This is a genomic window from Thermococcus sp. EP1 (assembly GCF_001317345.1).
Taxonomy (GTDB): Archaea; Methanobacteriota_B; Thermococci; order Thermococcales; family Thermococcaceae; genus Thermococcus_A.
This window is the reverse complement of record NZ_JXCG01000001.1, coordinates 242303-262232: the sequence shown is the minus strand read 5'-3', so window position 1 is coordinate 262232 and position 19930 is coordinate 242303. Positions and strand designations below refer to the sequence as shown.

Genomic DNA, 19930 nt, shown 5'->3' with positions numbered 1-19930 from the left:
TTTTACACACCTTTTCCATATGGAATTATTAGATAAATAGAGATGTCTTCTGAAGAGTATAAAAGATTTACAGTAGGGTCACTACGTAACCTCAATAACTCTTCTGGTTTCCATCTCCAGTAGTCTACTCTATCCCAAATTGTGGCATTGTAATACTCCCACACTACTCGCCCCATTATAAAATACGTGGGGTTGCTGAATCCATTGCCGGCCAGTTCATATTTGTAATATCCAAAGTGTTCAGGTATTAATGATTGTCCTCGGTTAGGAGAAAGTATCATTTTTGCCGTATGCACACGATATCTTCCGTACCATACTCCATAAAATCTGTATTGAGATATCTGTGTATCTTCGTAACCTATTAGAAGATAATCTCTTCTTTCAAACCACCATCCCATTCCATAATACTCCGAAGCTGAGACTTGATGATTAGGGTGTCCCATAAGTGGAGAAGCATGTATTGTAAAAATTGCAAAGTACGAGAATATTAAAAACAAAATTAGAATAAAAGTTGTTTGTTTTTTATCTATTTTATATCTTTTTGACATTTCATATAATATTCGGCCTGCTAGTGGAATAGAAAATGCAACTACATATCTAAAAGAACGCTCAAAATTCACAAAATGGATAAAAATATTTAATCCGCTCCAAGTGACAAAGACGATAAAAAATGGCAAAAAGATTGTAGTGGGTATTTCTGCAAATTTTTTGTTTTTAAAAAAGTTAATAATAAAAGATGTTGCCAGCATCCCAAGTATCATAACACCAAAGTAGCGGTATATGGCGAACTTAATTGTCCTTAATATTGGAATGTTATATTTTTCAATATTGGCAACATACATTGAGACAAATTTATTTATCCCTTCCATTGAACCCCCAATGGAATACCAGAACGCCCTAAGTGTAAGTACGGGTCCTAGGAAGGATAAGTGCCATATTGTCCATACAACGATTACAATAATCCCGAGATTCTTTACAAAAGATAAGTCTCTTTTAAATCCAAGTCTAAGATTTAGAAGGTCAAAAATTACAAAAATCATGAGCAAATACATTGAAGTTAGAGGATGAAAGAATACTAGGTTAAGATAAAGGACAGTTGTCAAGAAGTATTTTTTAGATTCTTTAATGGATGAGAACCACACAGCAAGGATAAGAAACATAAAGACATATGAAAACATGTTACCTACCAGTGCTGTATGCCAAGATCCAAGAGGGAACATCATCCAAATTAGAACTGAAAACTTCCCCAAATTGATATTATGGGTGAGGTTGAAGACAAATAGGAAATACCACAGTAGTAACATTAACCAGAAGAACGGGGGCAGTAATATAGTCAGGGAATTTAAGGAAGCTCCTGCAACAAGTTTCAGTTCGGAAATTATTATATGGAGTATGGGATAAAAGTTGTCATTGCCTACATGGGTAGTAATCAATATTTCTTTAGCCCTCCCCAAATGCCCAAGTTCATCGGATCTACCATAGATAAAATAACCTCGGAACAATGGTAGTAAGATAAGGGTTAGCTGATTTATAACTAAAATGACCACCAGCAATTTGTTTTTGATACTTTTACCTAATACTAGCCAAAGTGTTGTTAACCAAAGTATAGTTACACTGTTTGTCCAGAAGAGACGGGGATATGTTGTGTAAATAGAAACTTCGTAGTGTTCTGCAGGGGGCGTAGAAAGCAATATATAGATATTAATAAACATCAGCAAGCTAACTATTGTTCCAATAAGTAGATGCTTATCCACACTGGTGATATAAGCACTGAATCTGCTGACAACTGTTTTAGGAATCATTTTTAGTTACCCCCATCTACGAGGTTGAAATTCATTTGTATACTTCGGTATTCTCTTGGCGAATTCTGACTCTTCTTCAAAAATTTCTCTCAAAACTCTTCCGTCGCTATCTTTTGGAATTGGCAAACCAAATATGTGTAGGACAGTGGACACGATGTCATACACCCTTGGAATTTTGTCAAATTTGATAGTTTCTTTGATATCTTCGCCCCACACGGAGAATACCCCATGAATCTCGTGGCCTCCTTTATGCACTGTCTCAGCTATTTTTCCTTTAAACTCATGCGAGAACTCCACGCCGCTCTCTGGAATAACAAACAAGTCTGGAAGGTACTTAACATGTGGTCCTTTGTGAATAAGCCTTAAAGGTATTGCATCCCTAACTTCAGAATAGCTCCGCAAGGCATCAATAATAGCTTTTGATTTCTGGGGATCTTTTAAGTAGATCCCCCAAGATGGAGGCTCCACCATAAAAGCATCTGCATTAGAGGCCACGTGGGATACAATGCTTCCTGATGAGCGAGTTTTTTCAATAATCCTGTTCAAAATTTGTTTTGGGATCATTTCTTTTGCTTTACTGGCTATCTTTGATTTGACTGTGCTGTATTTTATGAATCCTTTCTCAGCTAGGGCTTCGTTTACGTAAAACACCTTGTTGATAATTTCAAAGCCGTGGTCGCTTACAATAAATACAATATCTGCAATTGATGTAACATCTTTGATGAACTTGTTAATTAATCTAAACGTTGGCTTTACAATGCTGATCTCTTTTCCCTCAAGAATCTGTGGATAAAGATGAGAGATCCAATCAGTCTCACTGAAAACAATAAAGTACAAATTCCAGTCGATTTTCTCCAGCAACTCATAATACAATGAGAGTCTGGTTTCTGTGAACTCCTTTACCTTATTGGGGTACTCCTTTTTATCTTCTTTTGCCCACTGGTGGGGAGGTTCTACCAAGCGGTCTTTGTACTTTTCATTGAGGTCTTTTGGAAATATCTCTTGCTTTGGAGCTGCCCAATCTGAGACAACGACATTAGTCTCTGGATCGGCCCACTCCATTGGCCAGGTCATGGGGAGATTTATTATCACACTCTTAAGCCCGTGTAAGCTTAATAACTCTGGTAGGCGTGGATATTTAACATCTTTAGCTGTTGTTAGGTGAGTCTTCAAAATAAACGGGTTTACTTTTTGCCACCCGATTATTCCATGCTTTGCGGGGTTTACCCCAGTTATTATTGATATCCAAGAGGGGGGGGTATAGGGAGGTATCGTTGATATAAAGTCATGAAGCTGAGTTTTTATACCAACTGCCTTTGCGGTTGTTTTATTTGCTCCGTCGAGGCCAATAATGGCAATCTTGAGATTACTCCTCATTAGTTACCCCCCTAATAGATGGGTGTAAATCTCAACAGTTTTCTTAGCAATCTCCTCCCACGTGAACTGTTCCGCATACTTCCTTATTTTCTCTCGGTCCCATTCTTTATTGAGGGCTCTTAAGATTTTCTCAGTCAGATCCTTTGGATTGCCCGGCTCGCAGAGCAGACCGTACTCCTCGGAGGTTATTATTTCTGGAATACCACCAACGGCAGTCCCAACAAAGGGAAGGCCAACTCCTAGGGCTTCGAACATGACCATTGGGTTGCCCTCCCTCAGACTCGGAAGGACGAAAAGATCGGCGGCGTTCATCCAGTAGGCTAGTTCTTTATCCAACACAAACCCGAGGAGTTTGACGTGATCTTGAAGACCAAGTTCATGTATTTGTTTTTGGAGTTCTTCTTTTAATGGTCCTTTGCCAATTATAAAGCACCTAACATTTTTTTGATTATACTTATTAACAATTAGGCTCATAGCGTCGATCAGATATTTGTGACCTTTCTTCTCCAAGAGCAATGCAACATTTACTATGATTTTATCTTTGGGGCTTAACCCAAGCTCTTTTCGTGCTTTACTTTTTGGAAGTTTATGAAGTCGTAAAGGATTATACCCATTTGGTATCACGACAATTCTGTCATTGTATTTTTTGATGGCATTAATTATGGACATCTTTTGGGTATTAGACACCACAATGAACATATCTGAGTTTCTAAGTACAAAAGAAACAAGTTTCTTATATTTTTTCACAAATAGTGGAGTGTTTGAATAATGAAAAGTGACGATCATGTGAAACCCTAAAAGTTTTTTCAATATTGCTCCAAATATAGCCGGTAAAAATCCCCCCACTGGTCCAGAAGCTTGTATATGAACAATGTTGGATTTTTTTCTGTTTTTTATAAGTTTCAATGAGAGTCCCAATGTCCTCCTATAGAGCTTGATAAAGTTGGAAACTAATGTCGGGTATTCCTTCTCGGAGCTTATGTTATACATTTCCACGTCAATACTAAGTTGCTTTAAGGCCCTCGTGAGCTCTTTAGTGTGAATTGAGACGCCTCCAGCCGTTTCAATTGGGCCAATCATAATGACTTTCATTTTGAGTTCCTCCCATGGATAATAAGGTGCTTAACGCCAATATCATCCATGCTTGCCCCCATCTCATGTGAGGGGTCTTGTTTACAAACCCTGGCCATTTATGCGTGTAAAAGTATCCCTCCTGGCTTTGCATGTTCTTAATCGTCCATTGGGCTATTTTTTGTGCAAATTTTAAATATTTTTTGTCCCCCGTTCTAGAGTACAGTCTGGAAAAGGTTATTATGCCTTGTGCTTGATTGTGGATATCTATGGGATATTTGATTGGATAGCGGTAGTAAGAGGCTCCCTCTAAAGTGAACTGCTTTTTCATGTAAAACGTTATAGCTTTGTGTATGGCATACTTGGTTTGATCTCTCAACTTTCCGTGAGTAATATATGGGAAAAACTCGAGTAGGCCATCAATTATGAATCCTTGGTGGTAATCAATTTGCCAGTAATACATTCTTGAGTTAGTATGGATGGAATATGGCCACGCACCGTCTACTCTCTGGTGTTTAATCAAAAGTTTCACTACGTCTTGTCCGATTTCGAGTAATGATTCATTTCCCGAATATCTCAGTAGAGCTGAAATTGTTTCAAGAGCCAAGGCGGAAACATTGAAGACTATTTTACCCCTCTCAAGGGGAGTGTATTTGAAGTAGACCTCTTCCTCGAAACTTCCAACAAGCTTATTCAGAAGAAATTTAACAGCTTTATTGGCCAGAAGTAAGTATTTTTTCTTTTTTAGTATCGCATAACCCTGAATAAAGCTTTTCGCTGACTCAGTTACACATATTATGTCTGGAAGAGAGGGTCCCAAGTAGTGCTTAGGAGCAATGTATGGGAAATAGTAACTTGCACAACAGAACTCATCCTTATTTTTGCTTAGGTTTTGAGTTTCTAATTTCTTAAGTATAGTCTTTGCTTCAATTTTGAAGTTTTTATCTCCTGTTAGTGAGTAAAGGTTAAGATACGCTCTTGAAAAGAGAGCACGCGCTTTATTTGCGCATCCCTTTTTGATCCTAAACATGGGGCGGAGGTTAACAGGAGAATACAGGTTTAGTTGCAATATAAGGATGCTTAGCCATTTTTTATTTGCCACTTTCTGGGTAACCTCTCCACTAAGGCCATCGTACGGATCCCATCCTTGATGTTTCTCCTTCTGAACCCATAAATAAAGTGAATTTACTGATCGCCAAAGTATATCATTGCTCATTATACTACCTCCCTATATATTATTTTTTATGTACTCAATAATTTGTTTTTTTGTCCGCTTGGCAGTCTTAAAGTCTCCCTTTCTCTTTCTGTTCCAGTTCTCTATCACATACTCAACGATTTCTTCCGGTTCCCGCGAATGTAACATTTTTCCTCTCTCAACCAAGTCCTTATCAACAGCAAGCAACCTTTCTCGGGGGAAGAAGGAAACCGCAGGAACACCCATGACTGCTGCCTCTCTAGCCATTGTTCCGGAGCCAGTAAGAGTCGCTTTCGAGTGATATATCAAATTAAGTCCATCAAGAGCCTTTGGAGGAATATAAACATTTTTGAATCCTTCGGCGAGTTTTTTCTCTTTCTTGTTCCTTGGCAGGTACACTACATCCACACCTTCCCTTTTTAAGAGTCTCAATATTTCAGGGACGAGTGATTTGTTGTGGAGCACATAAAGGGACGTCAAGGACTCGGGTCTTAAAACAACATACTCCTCTACAGGTATCATTTTAATAAAGCTTGGATCCGGTTCAAAATCTGCGATGTATATATGCTCTTTATAACCTTGATATGGGATTACCTCCTTGAAATATCTCTTAAAATTCTCTTCAGCAACTTTGGGCACTAGGATAAAGTTTGCAAACCGTTTTAGCCATGAAGTTGCTCTTTGAAAAATAGGAGTTCTTAGGATAACCTTCAAGTCATTGTCCAAAATCAGGAAAATCTTCATTCCCTTAAGTTTTCCTGCCGGAATTGGCATGGCATTTTCAAAGCTCAAGAGCATCTTCGCTCGTGGCGCTCTGAACATTAGTTTTACTGATCTCTTTACAAAAGGGTAGGGCTTGAGGAGAGAGTCGTATTTATCTGACCCAAAGACCTTCCCCCTAAGCCCATAAATTTCCAGTAGTTGGACAACCTCACCCCTGTTGAACCCAGTTATATAGATGGAGTACTCTCTAAGTTCTTTCACTATAGCCCTGATCACATGGATCTGTGGAGTATTTCCGATATCTGCCCAGAGATCATACATTCTCCTTCCCATCTCCAAGCACCTTCACTTTGAACCCTGCTTTCCTCCACCTCCCATGATCGAGGATGTTCCTACTGTCAAAGACGTACCTATGCCGCATTAACTTTCCTATTTTCTTAGGATCGAGGAACTTAAAGATGTCATGATCTGTTATCACCACTATGCAGTCGCTGTCTTTTATAGCTTCTTCGAGATCAAGCAATGGGTAGTCAAACTCCCTCACGTAGGGATCATAAACTTTGACGTTGAAGCCTTCATTTTCGGCTAGCTTGATGAACCTTAGACTAGGAGTCTCGCGGGCATCGTCGACATTTCCCTTGTATGCAACACCTAGGACAGTAACCGTTGGGAACTTTATGTGTTCAACAAGTTCTTTGACTTTTCTCAGCACATAGTTTGGCATAGTATCGTTGATGTATCTTGATGTTGCTATTAGCTTCCCATTAGAGCTTCCTTGAATAACAAACCAGGGATCGATCGCTATGCAGTGCCCTCCAACGCCCGATCCAGGCTTGTGGAGGTTGACTCTTGGGTGCTTATTGGCGAGTTCTATTGCCTCCCAGATGTTTATGCCATATTCCTCGGCAATCTGGGCGAGCTCGTTGGCGAGAGCTATGTTAACGTCTCTGTAGGTGTTTTCTATCAGCTTGACGAATTCTGCGGTTGTGGCATCAGTGAGGTATATATTACCCTTAACGAAGGAGGAATAAAGCTCTTTGGTCAACTCGGCCGATTTTCTATTTATACCACCGATGATTCTATCGTTGTGAATCATCTCGTATATTGTCTTTCCGGGGATTGCTCTCTCGGGACAGTGGGCGACATAGAAGTCCTCTCCTGCCTTTAAACCGCCCTTTTCAAGTATTGGAATTAGCAGGTTTTCTGTTGTTCTAGGAGGCACAGTTGATTCGAGGACAACAAGATCCCCCTTCCTGAGGCGTGGCCATACCATCTCTGAAGCTGATTTGACATATGTCAAATCCGCAGATTTTGTTTCCACTTTGAGGGGTGTTGGAACAGCTATTATGAATACATCAGCCTCAGGAACTTCTGTTGTTGCCGTGAAGTTAGCTCTAGCTTTTTCAAAAAGCTCTTCAAGTCCTGGCTCTTGGAAAGGAAGTTTTTCCCGGTTCAGAAGATCCACTTTTCTTTTGTCTATGTCGACACCAACAACTTTGTGTCCTGTAGATGCAAAGAGTAGGGCTGTTGGAAGCCCTATGTATCCAAGACCAAGTACTGAGATTTTCATAGAATCTCACCTGCCTCTACCATTAGTTTTTCTTCTCCCACAATAATATTTTTGTAATAATCGTCTTTTTCATTTAGTCACCACCATTTTTCATTATCATCTGTTTGAGAATTCTCTTTGTTAATATTCTTTCTTGTCTTGTAGATATCATTTCCAAGTGGTATCTTAGTACTTTCCTCATATTTTCCAGAACGTGTCTATATTCTCTGTTCTTGGATGTTATTAGATTTTTCTGCTCTCTAGGATCTTCTCTAAGGTTATATAACTCCTCTTCCTGAGTTTTACTATAAATATATTTCCAATCACCTTTTACTATTGCTATTTTTTTAGCATTTAGATTTAACTTGAAAATACTCCCTTGCCGTGCATCGCCTCTCTCTTTCTGACCCTCTTCGATGATGGCTACACTATCTTTCTTGAGCAACATGTTTGCTCCTATCCACTCAAGAGGTTTTTTAATGTCAAGAAAGTCAAGTAAAGTTGGAGCTAAATCGATATGGCTAACAACTCTTTTTATTTTACGTGAGCGAATTCTATCACCGAAAATTATCAAAGGAACATGTATAAGTTCTTCATAGAGCTTTAAGTCATGATGAAATCCACCATGTTCATAGAACTCCTCACCATGGTCTGCAGTTATTACAAAAACTGTATCTTTGTATAGACCCATTTTTTTGAATTCTCTTATTAAGTTACCTATATACCTGTCAGCATCTGAAACCTTGGTAAGATACAGTTGTTTTAATCTCTCCAGTTTTTCAGGATTTACTGGTTTATTTAATCTAAACCATCTTTCTCTCTCAATGTTAAGTTCAATAATCTCCCTTTTGTCCCAGTCTTCTTCTGGAATATAGGGGAAATGAGTATCGAGATAGTGTATCCAGACAAAAAATGGTTCCTTATGGGATTTTATCCAATCAATCACAAGCTCGTTTATCTGAGACCCAGACACATAAAATTTGAAGTCTTCACTTAACTTGTGTTTAAGCGAATGCAGGTAAATCCTATTTGCAAGATGGGAATAAATAGGCCGTAACAACCTAGCTTTCTTCATTTTAGTTGCAATGATAGCAAGTTGTTCCCATCTGCTTCTGTTTATGATAGCATGTTCATTACTTATCTCATCAATATCATCAAAATAGGCATCAAAACCCTTATGATAACCAAATTGCTTGCTTAAGTAAGGGTGGAAGGTAAATCCGGCTGTAGAATACCCATTTTTATGTAAAATTTGGGCAATGCTAACTCGGGGATATTTTATTACTAGCTCTCCATTATACATTAAAGGATACGAAGACGTTAATAAACCTACCAGAGAAGGAGCAGTCCAACATCCCAAACTATATGCCCTTTCAAAAAACAAACCCTTCTCTGCAAGTTGCATTATATTTGGGGCAGTTTCTGGACTCAATGCATCATATCTCAGACAATCAACTGTAATAAGGACAAGATTCTTCATTAATACTCCCTCCCAAATGTTATTCGAATCTTTTCAGCAATGAAACTAATTCCATGCACTAGTAAATACGGGAACTCTTTTCCATCTGGTTTTACATTTCCTTTGACCAGAGCTTTTCTCAAATCTGAATTTACAAAAATTTTCCCTCTTCCAATTTCAAAAGGCACGTGAGCATCACTTCCCGCTGAGAATCCCTTGTGGAGTTTTACTGCCAACTCATATGCTTTTCTATTTAGTTGCTTGGGTGTTCTCGCATTTAAGACTTCAATTACATCAACTCGTTTTGCAACTTTTTCAATTAATTTATGCCCCCTATATGGATGGGGCAACACTGCAATTCCCCCTTGAGAATGTATTTCATCAATAACTTCCTCCCAATTTCTGCTTTTTATTTCCTTGGTTATCCACAGCGCGATTATATCCCCGATATCTGTTTTTATCTCTTCACCAAAGATAATTTCAAAATCTGGATCTTTATTAATTTTTTTAGCTATTAAACTACCTTTGAGAGTGTTATGGTCTGTAATGGCAACTCCACTAAGCCCTTTTTTCTTTGCAATTTTTATTATCCACTTTGGGTCATTTATTGAGTCTTTTGAATATTTTGAATGCACATGAAGGTCAAAGCTCATCAACTATATCACCCATTGGCTTGAATTTAAACTCTTTCAATAACGCTTTGAACTTTCTCAGAGTAGGAAGACCAGTTCCGTGATAAGCTTCAAATCTTGCTAGAGGAGAGGCTTTTAATCTTGGGGTGTATGGATAAATTTCCCAAGGATGAATATAAATAACAGCTGGCCTCTCTTTGCTCACCTTCTTAAGTGCCCATTTCATAAATCTCAAGGGAAAGGTCCTCAAATAAAACCCCCCAGAAATTGGGATATTTATCCCAGCCAATCTAATCACACTTAACGGAAATTCTATTATTCTCCTCTCTGGATCATGCTTGGAGACATCTTCTTTTGATGGGTGATAAGGTGTTAAAGGTGCGTTGGGAACCCCATACAGATTTGTTTTTATTGGAAAGATGCTTGAGTCATATTTGAACCCATATTTCTCTAATATCTCAAAAGCCCACTTTGTCCTGTTGTTTATAGAAAAATGAGGGGCTCTAAATCCCAACGATTTTTCTCCCGTTGTTTTATGAATTATCTTAATTGACTGCTTTATTTCCTTCTCAAACTGCTCTCTAGTTAATTTGTACAATGGTTCATGAGAATAAGCATGAGATCCGATTTCATGCCCATTTTCATAAATCATTTCCAAGACTTCCGGATGCTCTTCAGCGGCGGATCCCAAGACAAAGAAAGTTGCTCTAACGTTATACTTATCGAGAATATCTAAGATAAACCTTACAGAATCAATTAGCTGATCTTCTCTTTTTTCAGGTAAATATCTTTTAAGGAATTCATTACACCACCAATGTTCTACATCTATTGTTAATGCGTTATATCTCATGGTCACAACCTCCTAATTACAAACTCCCACATATCTTTGTCAAAAAGGAATCTTAGAGTCGCTAAGATAAACCCAAAAGTAGGTCCTGGATCCTCTAAAGAGAGTATGTCATAGTTGGTGTTAAATTTTAAAAATTCTTTCAGGTTTTTTAACTTATTAGGTGAACTTAAAAACCATAATATATCTCCCGGCAACAGCCACCGACACTGAACTCCTTCTTTGTAATCCAATACAGGCTCCACTTTTTTATCAGTAAACAACTTATACAGCAAATATGGGAAATCAACACCAGCCAATATAGACAGTTGTAAGGATCCCCAGAATCTTGGATTCACTTCCATAATCTTTGGTGTATTATCTCGTGGGTCAACTCTAAACTCCACCATAGCTATTCCATACCATTTTAGTTCCCTAAGCAATGTAAATGCAATTTTACTGGCCTTCTCTGCAAGCTCTCCTTTTATTGTTTCCCTTAAGGTGCTTGGTCCGCCTGAAACGGGATATGATCTAATTCTTCGTTGAACAGTTACTGCCACAGGTTTATGAGTAAGATCAAACAAAGTGTATACTCCTATCTCATCTCCTTTAGGAATGTACTCCTGCAATAAGATTAAGTTGCCAAATTTTTCACTAAGTTCTTTATACTTCTCGAATAATTCTTTCCTAGAGTTTGCTATCCTAACTCCCCTTGATCCAAAGCTGAATCTAGCTTTTAGGATTACAGGATATATTATTTCCCTAGCTAATGTGTTGAGCTCCTCAGAATCCTGGACAAAATGTGTATCTGGTACTGGTATCCTAAGTTTTTGAGCTAGTTTAACAACTTTCCCCTTGTCATAAGCTTTTATGAATTTCTCATAGTCGGGATAAGGAATAGTTGTATATTTTTCTAATTCCTCCTTGTGTTTTATAATTTGTAGAAGAGTGGCATCAGCAACTGGGATTAACATCTCATACTCATCTTTTGACAGGATAGTCTTGAGAAATTTGATAAAGCCCTTTGGATTTTTTCTAGGGGAGGAGTACACGACTCTTTCTTTGACATACTTAGAAAAAAACCCAGTTGCGAATCTAGTTTCTTCGCCAGCGGTTATTTTTAATCCCTTTTTACCAAGTGATCTGATAACGGCTAGAGAACTTCTCATTTGAGCATCAGTTATTAGAATTTTACTGGACATATTTTTCAATCACTCCCTCACCATCTTTGCCAACACATTCAACGTCAGCCCAGCGACAAACAGTTGAATTCCAATTATCGTGAAAATTCCTGCCCCTATGATCTGAGTTAGGTAAACTCTCCCCTCTGTATAATAAGGTTTTAGTGCCCAGAAAAATAGAATTCCTGCAATGCTAAAAGACATCATGCCCAAGATACTAAACAACAGTAAAGGCCTCTTATATCCTATCAAGCTTACTATATCCGATAGAACACCAAACCCATGAGTTAGTGGATTCTTCTTGTGCTTGTTCGGCACATCATATCTAACGGTAATTGGAACTTCCATGAGCCTAATCCCTCTCTCGCTTGCCTGGACAATCATGTCTGTTTCTATAGCATAACCATCGCTGCTTAAATCTAAGCTTTCCAAGGCTTTTCTGTTCATGGCCCTAAAACCGCTCTGGGAGTCAACTTCAACACTTGCAGCCATTCTTGTCATTGTGTTTAGTACCCATAGACCTAGTCTCCTATAAATTGGAATCTCCTTTTTGCTCTCATTTAAATATCTCGAACCAATAACCAAGTCGGCCTCTCCTTTAACTATCGGGTCCAAGAGAAGGGGAATCTCATCGGGGTTATGCTGGCCATCGGAATCCAAACAAACAACGATATCATACCCCTTGCTTAAAGCATATTTAAAACCCGTTTTCAATGCGCATCCTTTTCCTTTGTTGACCTCATGCCTTAGGACAATGGCCCCAGATTCCCGAGCGATTTGTGATGTTCTATCAAAGGAACCATCATCAACAACCAGAACATCACCAAACTTCTTAGCTAAAGCAACAACGGACCCGATGGTTAGTTCCTCATTGTAGGCGGGCAGTATTATAAGGGTGTTATTCTTCATCGAGATCACCGGTGCATTTTTTGCAATTTTTTGGATTTATTACACAAATTGGATAATTTTTCCAACTATATAGTTAAAATACTACTATTGACTTACATATCGAAAAGATTTTTATTCATTTATTCTTTTTAAATTTTCTTCAAACAAACGTTCGGTTCTGACTAAGAACTAGAATTAAAGATATTCAAAATGTTCAATCTACATTAGTATTCATTGAGAAATTGTTACATCACTAAAGACATAGTATTACACAAATATCTCATTTTCTGGACATAGGTATTGGACAAAGGTTACTAACTACCAAAAATCCTTCTTATAAAAACGTATAACATAAAATATTATTGGACAAAAGCAATGGTTCGAAACACAGGAATCTTTTAGCTCAACTTTTTCCTTTCAAACATACCAACTTTCTTAACATCCTCCCTCAGGCTCACCAGTAAGAACAGTAGTGCAAGCCCAGCTACTGCAGTCACTTGGTTTTCGGTAGTATAAAGATATTCATATTTAATCTTCACAAAGGCCATCAAACTTATGATAATCAACACAAATAAAAACACCCTAATATCCAGAAAGATCTCCAACCTTGACCTGTCCAGTTTATAACTTTCCCTGAACTCACTCCCAATTAAAATCTCCCTGAAGACCATCAACGCAGGAAAGGCCCCAAGCAGAAGGGCCTTCAAGGCCTCAAAAGATAGAATATCCTTAACAAAAACGTCACCAATTAAAGCAACCCCATAGAAGAAGTAAGCGATAAGGCCCAAATCCTTGTTCTTCCTTGCGAGTAAATACACTAAAGGTATCAAAACGACAGCTTTGCTCCTCAATACCAACCCTGCAATTATCGCTAGTATCCCCCAGATCATTTCAGCTCCCTCACGATCTCCCTCAAATAATCACTCGGGCCTAAATCAATGGTTGGAGCAACCGCGTTGAACTTCCTAACCGTCTTCTCCCTCTCCAGATACTTCTCATAGAGAAACTTCAACATTTCCTCATTTATCTCCTCGGCATAGAAGAGTATTGGATTCGGAGATAATATCACGGCTTTGTGCTTCTTCTTGAGCATGAGCATTAGGCGGTAAAGCAGTGAGGTGTGGCCCATTAAATCGCTGATAATAATCAGATATGAGGGCTCTTTGATGTTAAGCAGAGCTTCACCAAGTCCACTTCTCTTTCTTGGGAAGATCTTCTCCATGAATTTCCTTCCCTTCTCGCTGAACTTCAAAACCACACTGCTCTTCAGGCTTATCAGACCTTTTTCAGGCTTAAACTTCACCGCGGCCCTAATTTTATTCAGGTGCTCCCTTCCCTTTGATGGTTTAACGATCTTAACGCCCCTATCGCTGTAGATGATAAGGCCCACTCTGTAGTTCTTCTTCAAGAGCACCGTTGCTAAATGCAGAACCAGAGTTGATGCGTAGTCTATCTTTGCCCTCCTCAGTCCTTTTCGCATTTCCCTCGTTGAGTCGAGAACGAGGTACACGTCTCCCTCCCATTCCTTTATGAACTCCCTCACTATGAGCTCTCCGAGACGGGATGTTGCTTTCCAGTCTATCCTTCTCAGGTCATCTCCCGGTAAATATTCTCTTAAGCCTTCGAGCTCCAGCGTCTCCAGGCCCAGAAAAATACTCCTCTTGTAGACCTCACTTAGCTTTATGTTGTAATCCTCTTTGGCCGCTTCCCTTATTGACTCAACGGATGGCATCACATCGAGCTTGTACTTGCCTATATCCAGCTCCTCAAAGTAGAGCTCTTTCAAATCATAGATCTCCATCTTGAGGGGGACCTCATACTCCCCTTTCTTCTCGGGGATGAGGAGGAGATCGATAAACCTTTCTTCCCCTGATTTGAGGATGTGGGTTTCACCATCGGCAATCCTTACATTTGGGACAAAACCACTCTTAACTCTAACCTTCACGTCACTTCCAAGGTTTTTCACTTTTAAAATAACCTTGGATTTTTTCATTTCCTCAACCGTTGTGGGAAACTCCACATCAACTTTTACCTCTGGATTGAACTCTTTCTTGGTTTTTAACGTATACACGGCTAGGCCTAAACCAAACAGGGCACTAAAAACGTTTGAGGCCAAATATCCATGGGCGAAGCTAACACCTGAAAGCGTCCACAGCAAGTCCTCTCTTTTCATACTGGCACCTCTACTTCATCGAGAATCTCCCTTACGACGTCTTCGCTCTTAACACCCTCCAGTTCATAGTCTGCCCTAACCAAAAGCCTGTGCGTCAAAACGCTGAGGGCCATCTCCTTTATGTCATCGGGTATCACATAGTCCCGCCCTCTAAGAAAGGCCAAGGCCTTTGAGGCATAGAGGAGATGCTCGGCAGCTCTTGGAGATGCCCCGACCAGAAGTCTGTCATCTCTCCTAGTTTTGGCGATTATTTCGTACAGATATTGCAGAACCTCTTCACTTGTTTTAACCCTCCTAACTTGAGCTATTAAAGTTAGGATCTGAGTTGGTGTGAATATCTGTCTTACTTCTCTAAAGTCTCCCCGATCCTTTCTCAGTAGCATCCTAAGCTCTTCCTCTTTATCGGGATACCCCACCTTTATCTCCATCATGAATCTATCAATTTGGGCCTCTGGTAAAGTGTAAACTCCCTCAAACTCCAACGGGTTTTTGGTTGCTATCACGAGGAAGGGCCTTGGGAGGTAGAGGGTTCTTCCCTCTATAGTCACCTGGCCTTCCTGCATTGCCTCAAGAAGGGCGGATTGAGTCTTGGGCTGAGCCCTGTTAATCTCATCCGCTAAAACAACGTTGGCGAAGATGGGCCCTTTCTTTATCTTAAACTGTGCCATCTTTTGATCGTAGTAAACGGTTCCAATTATATCGGCGGGCAATAAATCAGGTGTAAGCTGGATTCTGGAAAATTCTAAACCAATAGCATGTGCAAAGCTCTTCGCTATGGTTGTTTTCGCAACTCCGGGTACACCCTCCAAAATCACGTGTCCCTCAGCTAGCAGAGCAACGGCCAGAAGCTCTATAACCTCGTCTTTTCCAACAACAGCATTGTGAATTTCAGCTTTAAGCTTTTCAAGGAATTCTTTACCATTCATTTTAATCACCCAGCTTTTTACCAGTTTGTATTTCCCTTATTATCTTCCTGAGGACCTTCTCATCATAACCCTCTTTCTTTAACTCCTCTATCACATCATCCAAACTTTTTTCTTCTTCCTTAAAGATTTTGCCTAGCAGGGCATTTACAACCCTGCTTATTCCCTCTAAGGCTAGGCCGCTCTCAATGAGTATGGCTAAAACTGCCACTCCCAAAATCACGTAAAAGGCCTTCATTTTATCCAGACTTCTCTTGATAACCACTGTTCCGACGGCGTAGGGATTGAAGCTCGTGTGATGGGCCTCATCGATGTAAATCACATCTGCTTTTATATACCTTACAAAGTTTCTTATGAACGGCTCGTTCTTCTCGAACATATCGTTTATGAAAACACTCGGATCTGAGAACAGGATTATCCTCCCGTTTCCATACTCCAGCTCACTCATTATTGGGAGCTGCCTCTGGTTGTTCCCTATAACGGCCACTTTGCTCGTATATATTGACCCTTCAGCACCCACTATTACGGAGGGGACGTTGAGTGTCAGCTTATCAACTCCGACACTCAGCTGTGGGTCCAAGATCCTCACGAGCTCTGGGAAGTTGTAGTTCTTTGAGTAGAAGACATCAATGGGGATGAGGCCGGTAAATCTGGCCGTTAGGTTTAGGCCCGTCAAAATATCGTTCCCGGTTCCAAAGTCGTCTATTAGAACAAGGGTCCCCCCGTTCTCCAGAAACTTCTTGATCTCATCAATCTCAAGGGAGGAATAGCTCAGGTCGGGTCCGAGGATCAGGAGAACGCCTTCCCTCTCGCCAAGACCAAAGGAGTTATAGGAGGTTATCACGGGCATGATATTTGTTTCCTCATAGAGGAGCCTTCCAAAGTTTGAGGCTCCGTTCCACTTTGTATTGAAAACGCTGAAATCTGCACTGGTGTAGAATACGGGTATGGTTAAGGGCATCACGAGGAGAAAGATACCGAATGCCATGAGGATAGTGTAGATGGCCCTTCTCATAACTCCTCCCTCACTATGAAAGACACTATGAAGCCAGCTATATGTCTTAGATAATCCAGAACGTCACCCCTTCTGAGGACTTTCTTCCCATAAAAGTGCTTCTCGTAAAGACCAGTGGCTTTTTCTAAGTGATAAGCAAAGTTTTCCTTCCTTAACCTATTTACCAGCTCCCTCGGTGTCAAGCTGGGCTTTAGGTTGTAGTGCTTGATAAGCTTGTAGTAAATCTCCCTATACATTTGCCTGAGGGACTTGAGTTTCCTTTCCCTCTCTGCTTCTTCCATCTTTTCGGCCTCTTCCATTGCCTTTAATAGGGTTAGGAACTCTTCGTCGGTAACTCCCTCTCTGCCCTTTCTGTAAATCTTGTAACCGAGGAACCCTATGCCGAAAAGCAGACCAGCAATGAGGAGGATTAAGAGAATTTCAAAGAGAGAAAATTCCACGATTTTGAGCGTTATCATATTTGAGTTTGCCGCTTCGTAGTAATCATTCCCGGGGAAGCGGGCATAGATTCTGTGCTCTCCAGTTTCATTAAAGGTTACCTTCACCTTGAAGTCCCTTATTGCATAGAGCTCCGTATAAGGCTCATCATCGACGTAAATTATCACGGGAATCTCCCTTCTAACCCCGCTTACGGTTCCGCTTATCTTGACCTCTTCTCCGATCTTGAATTTATTTTTCTCGGTCTTTATGGTGATCTTCACTGGATACTTCAGGAACACAAGGCCTAAAGAAGCAGAACTCCCTGCATAAATCTCGTTACCGAGATAGGTAACGTTTAACAGCTTTTTCCCGCTCTCATCACTTGTAACATTGAGGGAAAAGCTCCCATCGCTGAGGGTTGAAATCTTAAACCTCTCACCGTTGAACTCTACAAAAATCTCTTCCCCATCCAAGCCCCTTCCGTAATAGTCCAGCAGGGCACCGCTCACCCTCATACTCTCGTTGATGTATGCACTCCCCTCAGAAGAGAGAACTATTCTTGTAGGGATCTTTAAAACGTTCAAAATGAGAGTATTGGACTTTTCAACACTTCCGTTCTTTACCCCGGTTGCAAAGACCTCATACTTACCAACCGTGTCGAAGGAATACACGTAAGAAAATCGGTTGTTCTTAACCCCCAAAGCGATCGTCTGGTTTTTAATGTGAAGGTAGACGGTATCAAAGTCTGGGGCATAGCCGTAAAAGGTGATATTCTCATAGACGAAGGGGTTGAGGTTTGAGGCATAGAGGGTTAGTGACTCGGGGACTAAGATTATGGTGCCGTTTTTGAAAATAACCTCCATGACTTCGTTGAGGAGCTGCTGCTCATTCTCGGTAAGTCCTTCGCCCTTCCTCAACTTTGTGATTATCTCTTCCAACTGTTCTTGGTCTATGTTGCTTGGTAGCTCTTCTTTTTTCTCTTCGATAAGCTTCTGAAGCTCCTCGGGGAGCAGGACTTTATAGGCACTCAAAACTTTCTCATAGCCAAAGTACATCCTCTTAATCTTCTCCAGCTTCTCTCTAAGGGATGATGTATCGAGTGTTAAGGTGCTGTTGTCTTCATCAACGAACTCAAAGGTCTCAATCACATCAAGGGCCTTCTCGGCACTTGAGATTCCCTCCCCCATCATCTCCAGTCCTAGGCTTGCATTAACGTAAGCATAGTAATCCCTCATCTCTTTGACGATCTCGATGTTATCCAGGAAGAGCTTTTGGCCAAGGGCTATCTCCTTCACACCCTTACCAAGCTCCAGAAAAGGAGGTAGGTAATCCTCAACCTTCGCCTCTATTCCAAAGGACTTATAGAACTCTATCTCATCCCTTGTTATGTTCAGCTTTGTTTCAACGTTGCTCGCATAGTAAAGACTCTCGTTATCCTCGCCAATTATCTTGTCAAGGGCCATCTCCGAGTAGAGGAGGATAATTCTAAAATAGATGTAAATCCCCTTATCGTTCTCATAGGCCTTTTCATATTCAAAATGCCTTTCCATGGCTAATCCAAAGCTGCTGAAGACCAAGAGTGTGAGAATGATTAAAGCCATACCTCTCCTCATTTTCCTCAAATTCAAAAGACAATGATAAACATTTTAAAGTTAATGGTTTTAAATTGATGGGGGTAAAATTATGAGGGCAGAGAAGATAGCAAGCGCTTCTCTAGCGGGCATTGGAACTTTTCTGTTGATCTATGGGGCAATAAATTCTAATCAGAGTCAGATTAATTTGGGCTTTGCTGGGCTATTTCTGGGCTTTATAGTTTTAACGTTCAAATCAAGGGAGTACGTTAAAAGGGAAGCCCTTGATAACCTAATATTCCCCTATGTTGAGATGCTTCAGGATATGGTGAGCGACCTGGGCCTTGAAGGTAATGCGCTATACATCCCTCCATATGAAAACATGCCGGAGGGAGGAACTTTCATCCCCCTACATGAGGATTTTGATCTTGACCTTGGAAGGATGGATGAGGAGACCGTTTTCTTGACCAATGTGGCCAATGAAAGGCAGATGGGGCTTTTGATAAGGCCAACGGGAGTTGATCTCGTAGGGAAGTTTGAGGAGTACTTTGAAAGCTCTCTTGATGGTAGCGGCCCTTCAGCCGTTGAGAGTGTTGCATCTTCTGTTTTGAGGACCTTTGATCTTGCCAGAGGAGTCCATATAGATGAAAATGAGGGAGAATTTAGGGTTGTTGTAAAGCCAACAAACATGGAGATATGCAGGGCGAGCATAGAGAGCTGTAATCAGGTGGCCTGTCCCGTATGTTCTTCAATTCTCCTGGCCCTTGCAAAGGGCACGGGTGAGGTTGTAGAGAGTGAGAGCTTCGCAATAAAGGAGTACGGAGTTGAGATAAAGGCCAAAAAGCTTGGGGGAGTTAGGGAATGGATGTAGAGGATTACATGCTCCTCTTTCTCTCATCATGGATCCTCATAGCGGCCTTGGCAACAAAAACTGTAGATGTATTCCTCACCTTAACTCTAATAGGCCTCCTCATTGCTCTGGAGGTTGGAAGCCTCTTCTTAAGTAAAGAGCAAAAAGAAAGCTTAAAACCTCTTGTGGAGCTTTTGCTGGTTATCTTCGCTATAATAGTGATGAAGAAGGTCTATGAGGTTTTGAGCGGGTAGGGTTTATAAAACTCTACGTTG

The 19930-nt window shown here is 40.4% G+C and carries 18 protein-coding genes; 2 read left to right on the top strand and 16 right to left on the bottom strand.

The genetic code is table 11. The features are described 5' to 3' along the window. Positions 1–2: 2 nt before the first annotated feature. The 16 genes from EP1X_RS01280 to EP1X_RS01205 form a co-directional block, all read right to left on the bottom strand. Entirely contained in the window at positions 3–1802 is a 1800-nt protein-coding gene (locus EP1X_RS01280; protein WP_055280945.1) for a hypothetical protein, read from the bottom strand. A gap of 6 nt (positions 1803–1808) precedes the next feature. Next, positions 1809–3179 (bottom strand): alkaline phosphatase family protein, encoded by a 1371-nt coding sequence (locus EP1X_RS01275; protein WP_055280943.1) that lies wholly within the window; start codon positions 3177–3179, stop codon positions 1809–1811. Between the two features lie 3 nt (positions 3180–3182). Continuing rightward, positions 3183–4271 (bottom strand): glycosyltransferase family 4 protein, encoded by a 1089-nt coding sequence (locus tag EP1X_RS01270; protein WP_055280941.1) that lies wholly within the window; start codon positions 4269–4271, stop codon positions 3183–3185. Then, positions 4243–5466, bottom strand: coding sequence for a hypothetical protein (locus tag EP1X_RS01265; RefSeq protein WP_055280939.1), 1224 nt, complete (start codon positions 5464–5466; stop codon positions 4243–4245). Before EP1X_RS01265 ends, EP1X_RS01270 begins: the two co-directional genes overlap by 29 nt. 12 nt (positions 5467–5478) lie before the next feature. Next, positions 5479–6501 carry a DUF354 domain-containing protein gene (locus tag EP1X_RS01260; RefSeq protein ID WP_055280937.1) on the bottom strand — a complete coding sequence of 341 codons (1023 nt, stop codon included), beginning with the start codon at positions 6499–6501 and terminating at the stop codon, positions 5479–5481. Beyond that, a complete protein-coding gene (locus EP1X_RS01255) occupies positions 6482–7738 on the bottom strand; it encodes a nucleotide sugar dehydrogenase (protein ID WP_055280935.1) in 1257 nt (418 codons plus the stop codon). Before EP1X_RS01255 ends, EP1X_RS01260 begins: the two co-directional genes overlap by 20 nt. A gap of 73 nt (positions 7739–7811) precedes the next feature. Next, the gene (locus EP1X_RS01250) at positions 7812–9197 is read right to left on the bottom strand and encodes a sulfatase (RefSeq protein ID WP_055280933.1); all 1386 of its coding nucleotides are present in this window, start codon (positions 9195–9197) and stop codon (positions 7812–7814) included. Further along, positions 9197–9829, bottom strand: a complete 633-nt coding sequence (locus EP1X_RS01245) for a PHP domain-containing protein (protein ID WP_055280931.1) — start codon at positions 9827–9829, stop codon at positions 9197–9199. Before EP1X_RS01245 ends, EP1X_RS01250 begins: the two co-directional genes overlap by 1 nt. Next, entirely contained in the window at positions 9819–10658 is an 840-nt protein-coding gene (locus EP1X_RS01240; RefSeq protein ID WP_055280930.1) for a polysaccharide deacetylase family protein, read from the bottom strand. The genes EP1X_RS01245 and EP1X_RS01240 overlap by 11 nt, the downstream gene beginning before the upstream one ends. Before the next feature lie 2 nt (positions 10659–10660). After that, positions 10661–11836, bottom strand: coding sequence for an ATP-grasp domain-containing protein (locus EP1X_RS01235; RefSeq protein ID WP_156300689.1), 1176 nt, complete (start codon positions 11834–11836; stop codon positions 10661–10663). A gap of 9 nt (positions 11837–11845) precedes the next feature. After that, positions 11846–12724 (bottom strand): glycosyltransferase family 2 protein, encoded by an 879-nt coding sequence (locus tag EP1X_RS01230; protein WP_055280928.1) that lies wholly within the window; start codon positions 12722–12724, stop codon positions 11846–11848. A 377-nt stretch (positions 12725–13101) separates the two neighbouring features. Next, positions 13102–13593, bottom strand: coding sequence for a hypothetical protein (locus EP1X_RS01225; protein WP_055280927.1), 492 nt, complete (start codon positions 13591–13593; stop codon positions 13102–13104). After that, positions 13590–14876, bottom strand: a complete 1287-nt coding sequence (locus tag EP1X_RS01220; RefSeq protein ID WP_055280926.1) for a DUF58 domain-containing protein — start codon at positions 14874–14876, stop codon at positions 13590–13592. The genes EP1X_RS01225 and EP1X_RS01220 overlap by 4 nt, the downstream gene beginning before the upstream one ends. Then, positions 14873–15802 carry a MoxR family ATPase gene (locus EP1X_RS01215; RefSeq protein WP_055280925.1) on the bottom strand — a complete coding sequence of 310 codons (930 nt, stop codon included), beginning with the start codon at positions 15800–15802 and terminating at the stop codon, positions 14873–14875. The genes EP1X_RS01220 and EP1X_RS01215 overlap by 4 nt, the downstream gene beginning before the upstream one ends. A gap of 1 nt (position 15803) precedes the next feature. Further along, the gene (locus EP1X_RS01210) at positions 15804–16814 is read right to left on the bottom strand and encodes a DUF4350 domain-containing protein (RefSeq protein WP_055280924.1); all 1011 of its coding nucleotides are present in this window, start codon (positions 16812–16814) and stop codon (positions 15804–15806) included. Further along, positions 16811–18847, bottom strand: a complete 2037-nt coding sequence (locus EP1X_RS01205) for a hypothetical protein (RefSeq protein ID WP_055280923.1) — start codon at positions 18845–18847, stop codon at positions 16811–16813. Before EP1X_RS01205 ends, EP1X_RS01210 begins: the two co-directional genes overlap by 4 nt. A gap of 70 nt (positions 18848–18917) precedes the next feature. Here EP1X_RS01205 and EP1X_RS01200 point away from each other — a divergent pair, with 70 nt between their 5' ends. Together EP1X_RS01200 and EP1X_RS01195 are read left to right on the top strand one after the other, a co-directional pair. Then, positions 18918–19676 carry a hypothetical protein gene (locus EP1X_RS01200; protein WP_055280922.1) on the top strand — a complete coding sequence of 253 codons (759 nt, stop codon included), beginning with the start codon at positions 18918–18920 and terminating at the stop codon, positions 19674–19676. Then, positions 19667–19909, top strand: a complete 243-nt coding sequence (locus EP1X_RS01195; RefSeq protein ID WP_055280921.1) for a hypothetical protein — start codon at positions 19667–19669, stop codon at positions 19907–19909. The genes EP1X_RS01200 and EP1X_RS01195 overlap by 10 nt, the downstream gene beginning before the upstream one ends. Positions 19910–19930 lie beyond the last annotated feature (21 nt).

Bases quoted from the DNA above. Each gene is read 5' to 3' on its own strand.
- EP1X_RS01280 (WP_055280945.1), bottom strand. From the start codon at position 1,802: ATGATTCCTAAAACAGTTGTCAGCAGATTCAGTGCTTATATCACCAGT.
- EP1X_RS01275 (WP_055280943.1), bottom strand. From the start codon at position 3,179: ATGAGGAGTAATCTCAAGATTGCCATTATTGGCCTCGACGGAGCAAAT.
- EP1X_RS01270 (WP_055280941.1), bottom strand. From the start codon at position 4,271: ATGAAAGTCATTATGATTGGCCCAATTGAAACGGCTGGAGGCGTCTCA.
- EP1X_RS01265 (WP_055280939.1), bottom strand. From the start codon at position 5,466: ATGAGCAATGATATACTTTGGCGATCAGTAAATTCACTTTATTTATGG.
- EP1X_RS01260 (WP_055280937.1), bottom strand. From the start codon at position 6,501: ATGGGAAGGAGAATGTATGATCTCTGGGCAGATATCGGAAATACTCCA.
- EP1X_RS01255 (WP_055280935.1), bottom strand. From the start codon at position 7,738: ATGAAAATCTCAGTACTTGGTCTTGGATACATAGGGCTTCCAACAGCC.
- EP1X_RS01250 (WP_055280933.1), bottom strand. From the start codon at position 9,197: ATGAAGAATCTTGTCCTTATTACAGTTGATTGTCTGAGATATGATGCA.
- EP1X_RS01245 (WP_055280931.1), bottom strand. From the start codon at position 9,829: ATGAGCTTTGACCTTCATGTGCATTCAAAATATTCAAAAGACTCAATA.
- EP1X_RS01240 (WP_055280930.1), bottom strand. From the start codon at position 10,658: ATGAGATATAACGCATTAACAATAGATGTAGAACATTGGTGGTGTAAT.
- EP1X_RS01235 (WP_156300689.1), bottom strand. From the start codon at position 11,836: ATGTCCAGTAAAATTCTAATAACTGATGCTCAAATGAGAAGTTCTCTA.
- EP1X_RS01230 (WP_055280928.1), bottom strand. From the start codon at position 12,724: ATGAAGAATAACACCCTTATAATACTGCCCGCCTACAATGAGGAACTA.
- EP1X_RS01225 (WP_055280927.1), bottom strand. From the start codon at position 13,593: ATGATCTGGGGGATACTAGCGATAATTGCAGGGTTGGTATTGAGGAGC.
- EP1X_RS01220 (WP_055280926.1), bottom strand. From the start codon at position 14,876: ATGAAAAGAGAGGACTTGCTGTGGACGCTTTCAGGTGTTAGCTTCGCC.
- EP1X_RS01215 (WP_055280925.1), bottom strand. From the start codon at position 15,802: ATGAATGGTAAAGAATTCCTTGAAAAGCTTAAAGCTGAAATTCACAAT.
- EP1X_RS01210 (WP_055280924.1), bottom strand. From the start codon at position 16,814: ATGAGAAGGGCCATCTACACTATCCTCATGGCATTCGGTATCTTTCTC.
- EP1X_RS01205 (WP_055280923.1), bottom strand. From the start codon at position 18,847: ATGAGGAGAGGTATGGCTTTAATCATTCTCACACTCTTGGTCTTCAGC.
- EP1X_RS01200 (WP_055280922.1), top strand. From the start codon at position 18,918: ATGAGGGCAGAGAAGATAGCAAGCGCTTCTCTAGCGGGCATTGGAACT.
- EP1X_RS01195 (WP_055280921.1), top strand. From the start codon at position 19,667: ATGGATGTAGAGGATTACATGCTCCTCTTTCTCTCATCATGGATCCTC.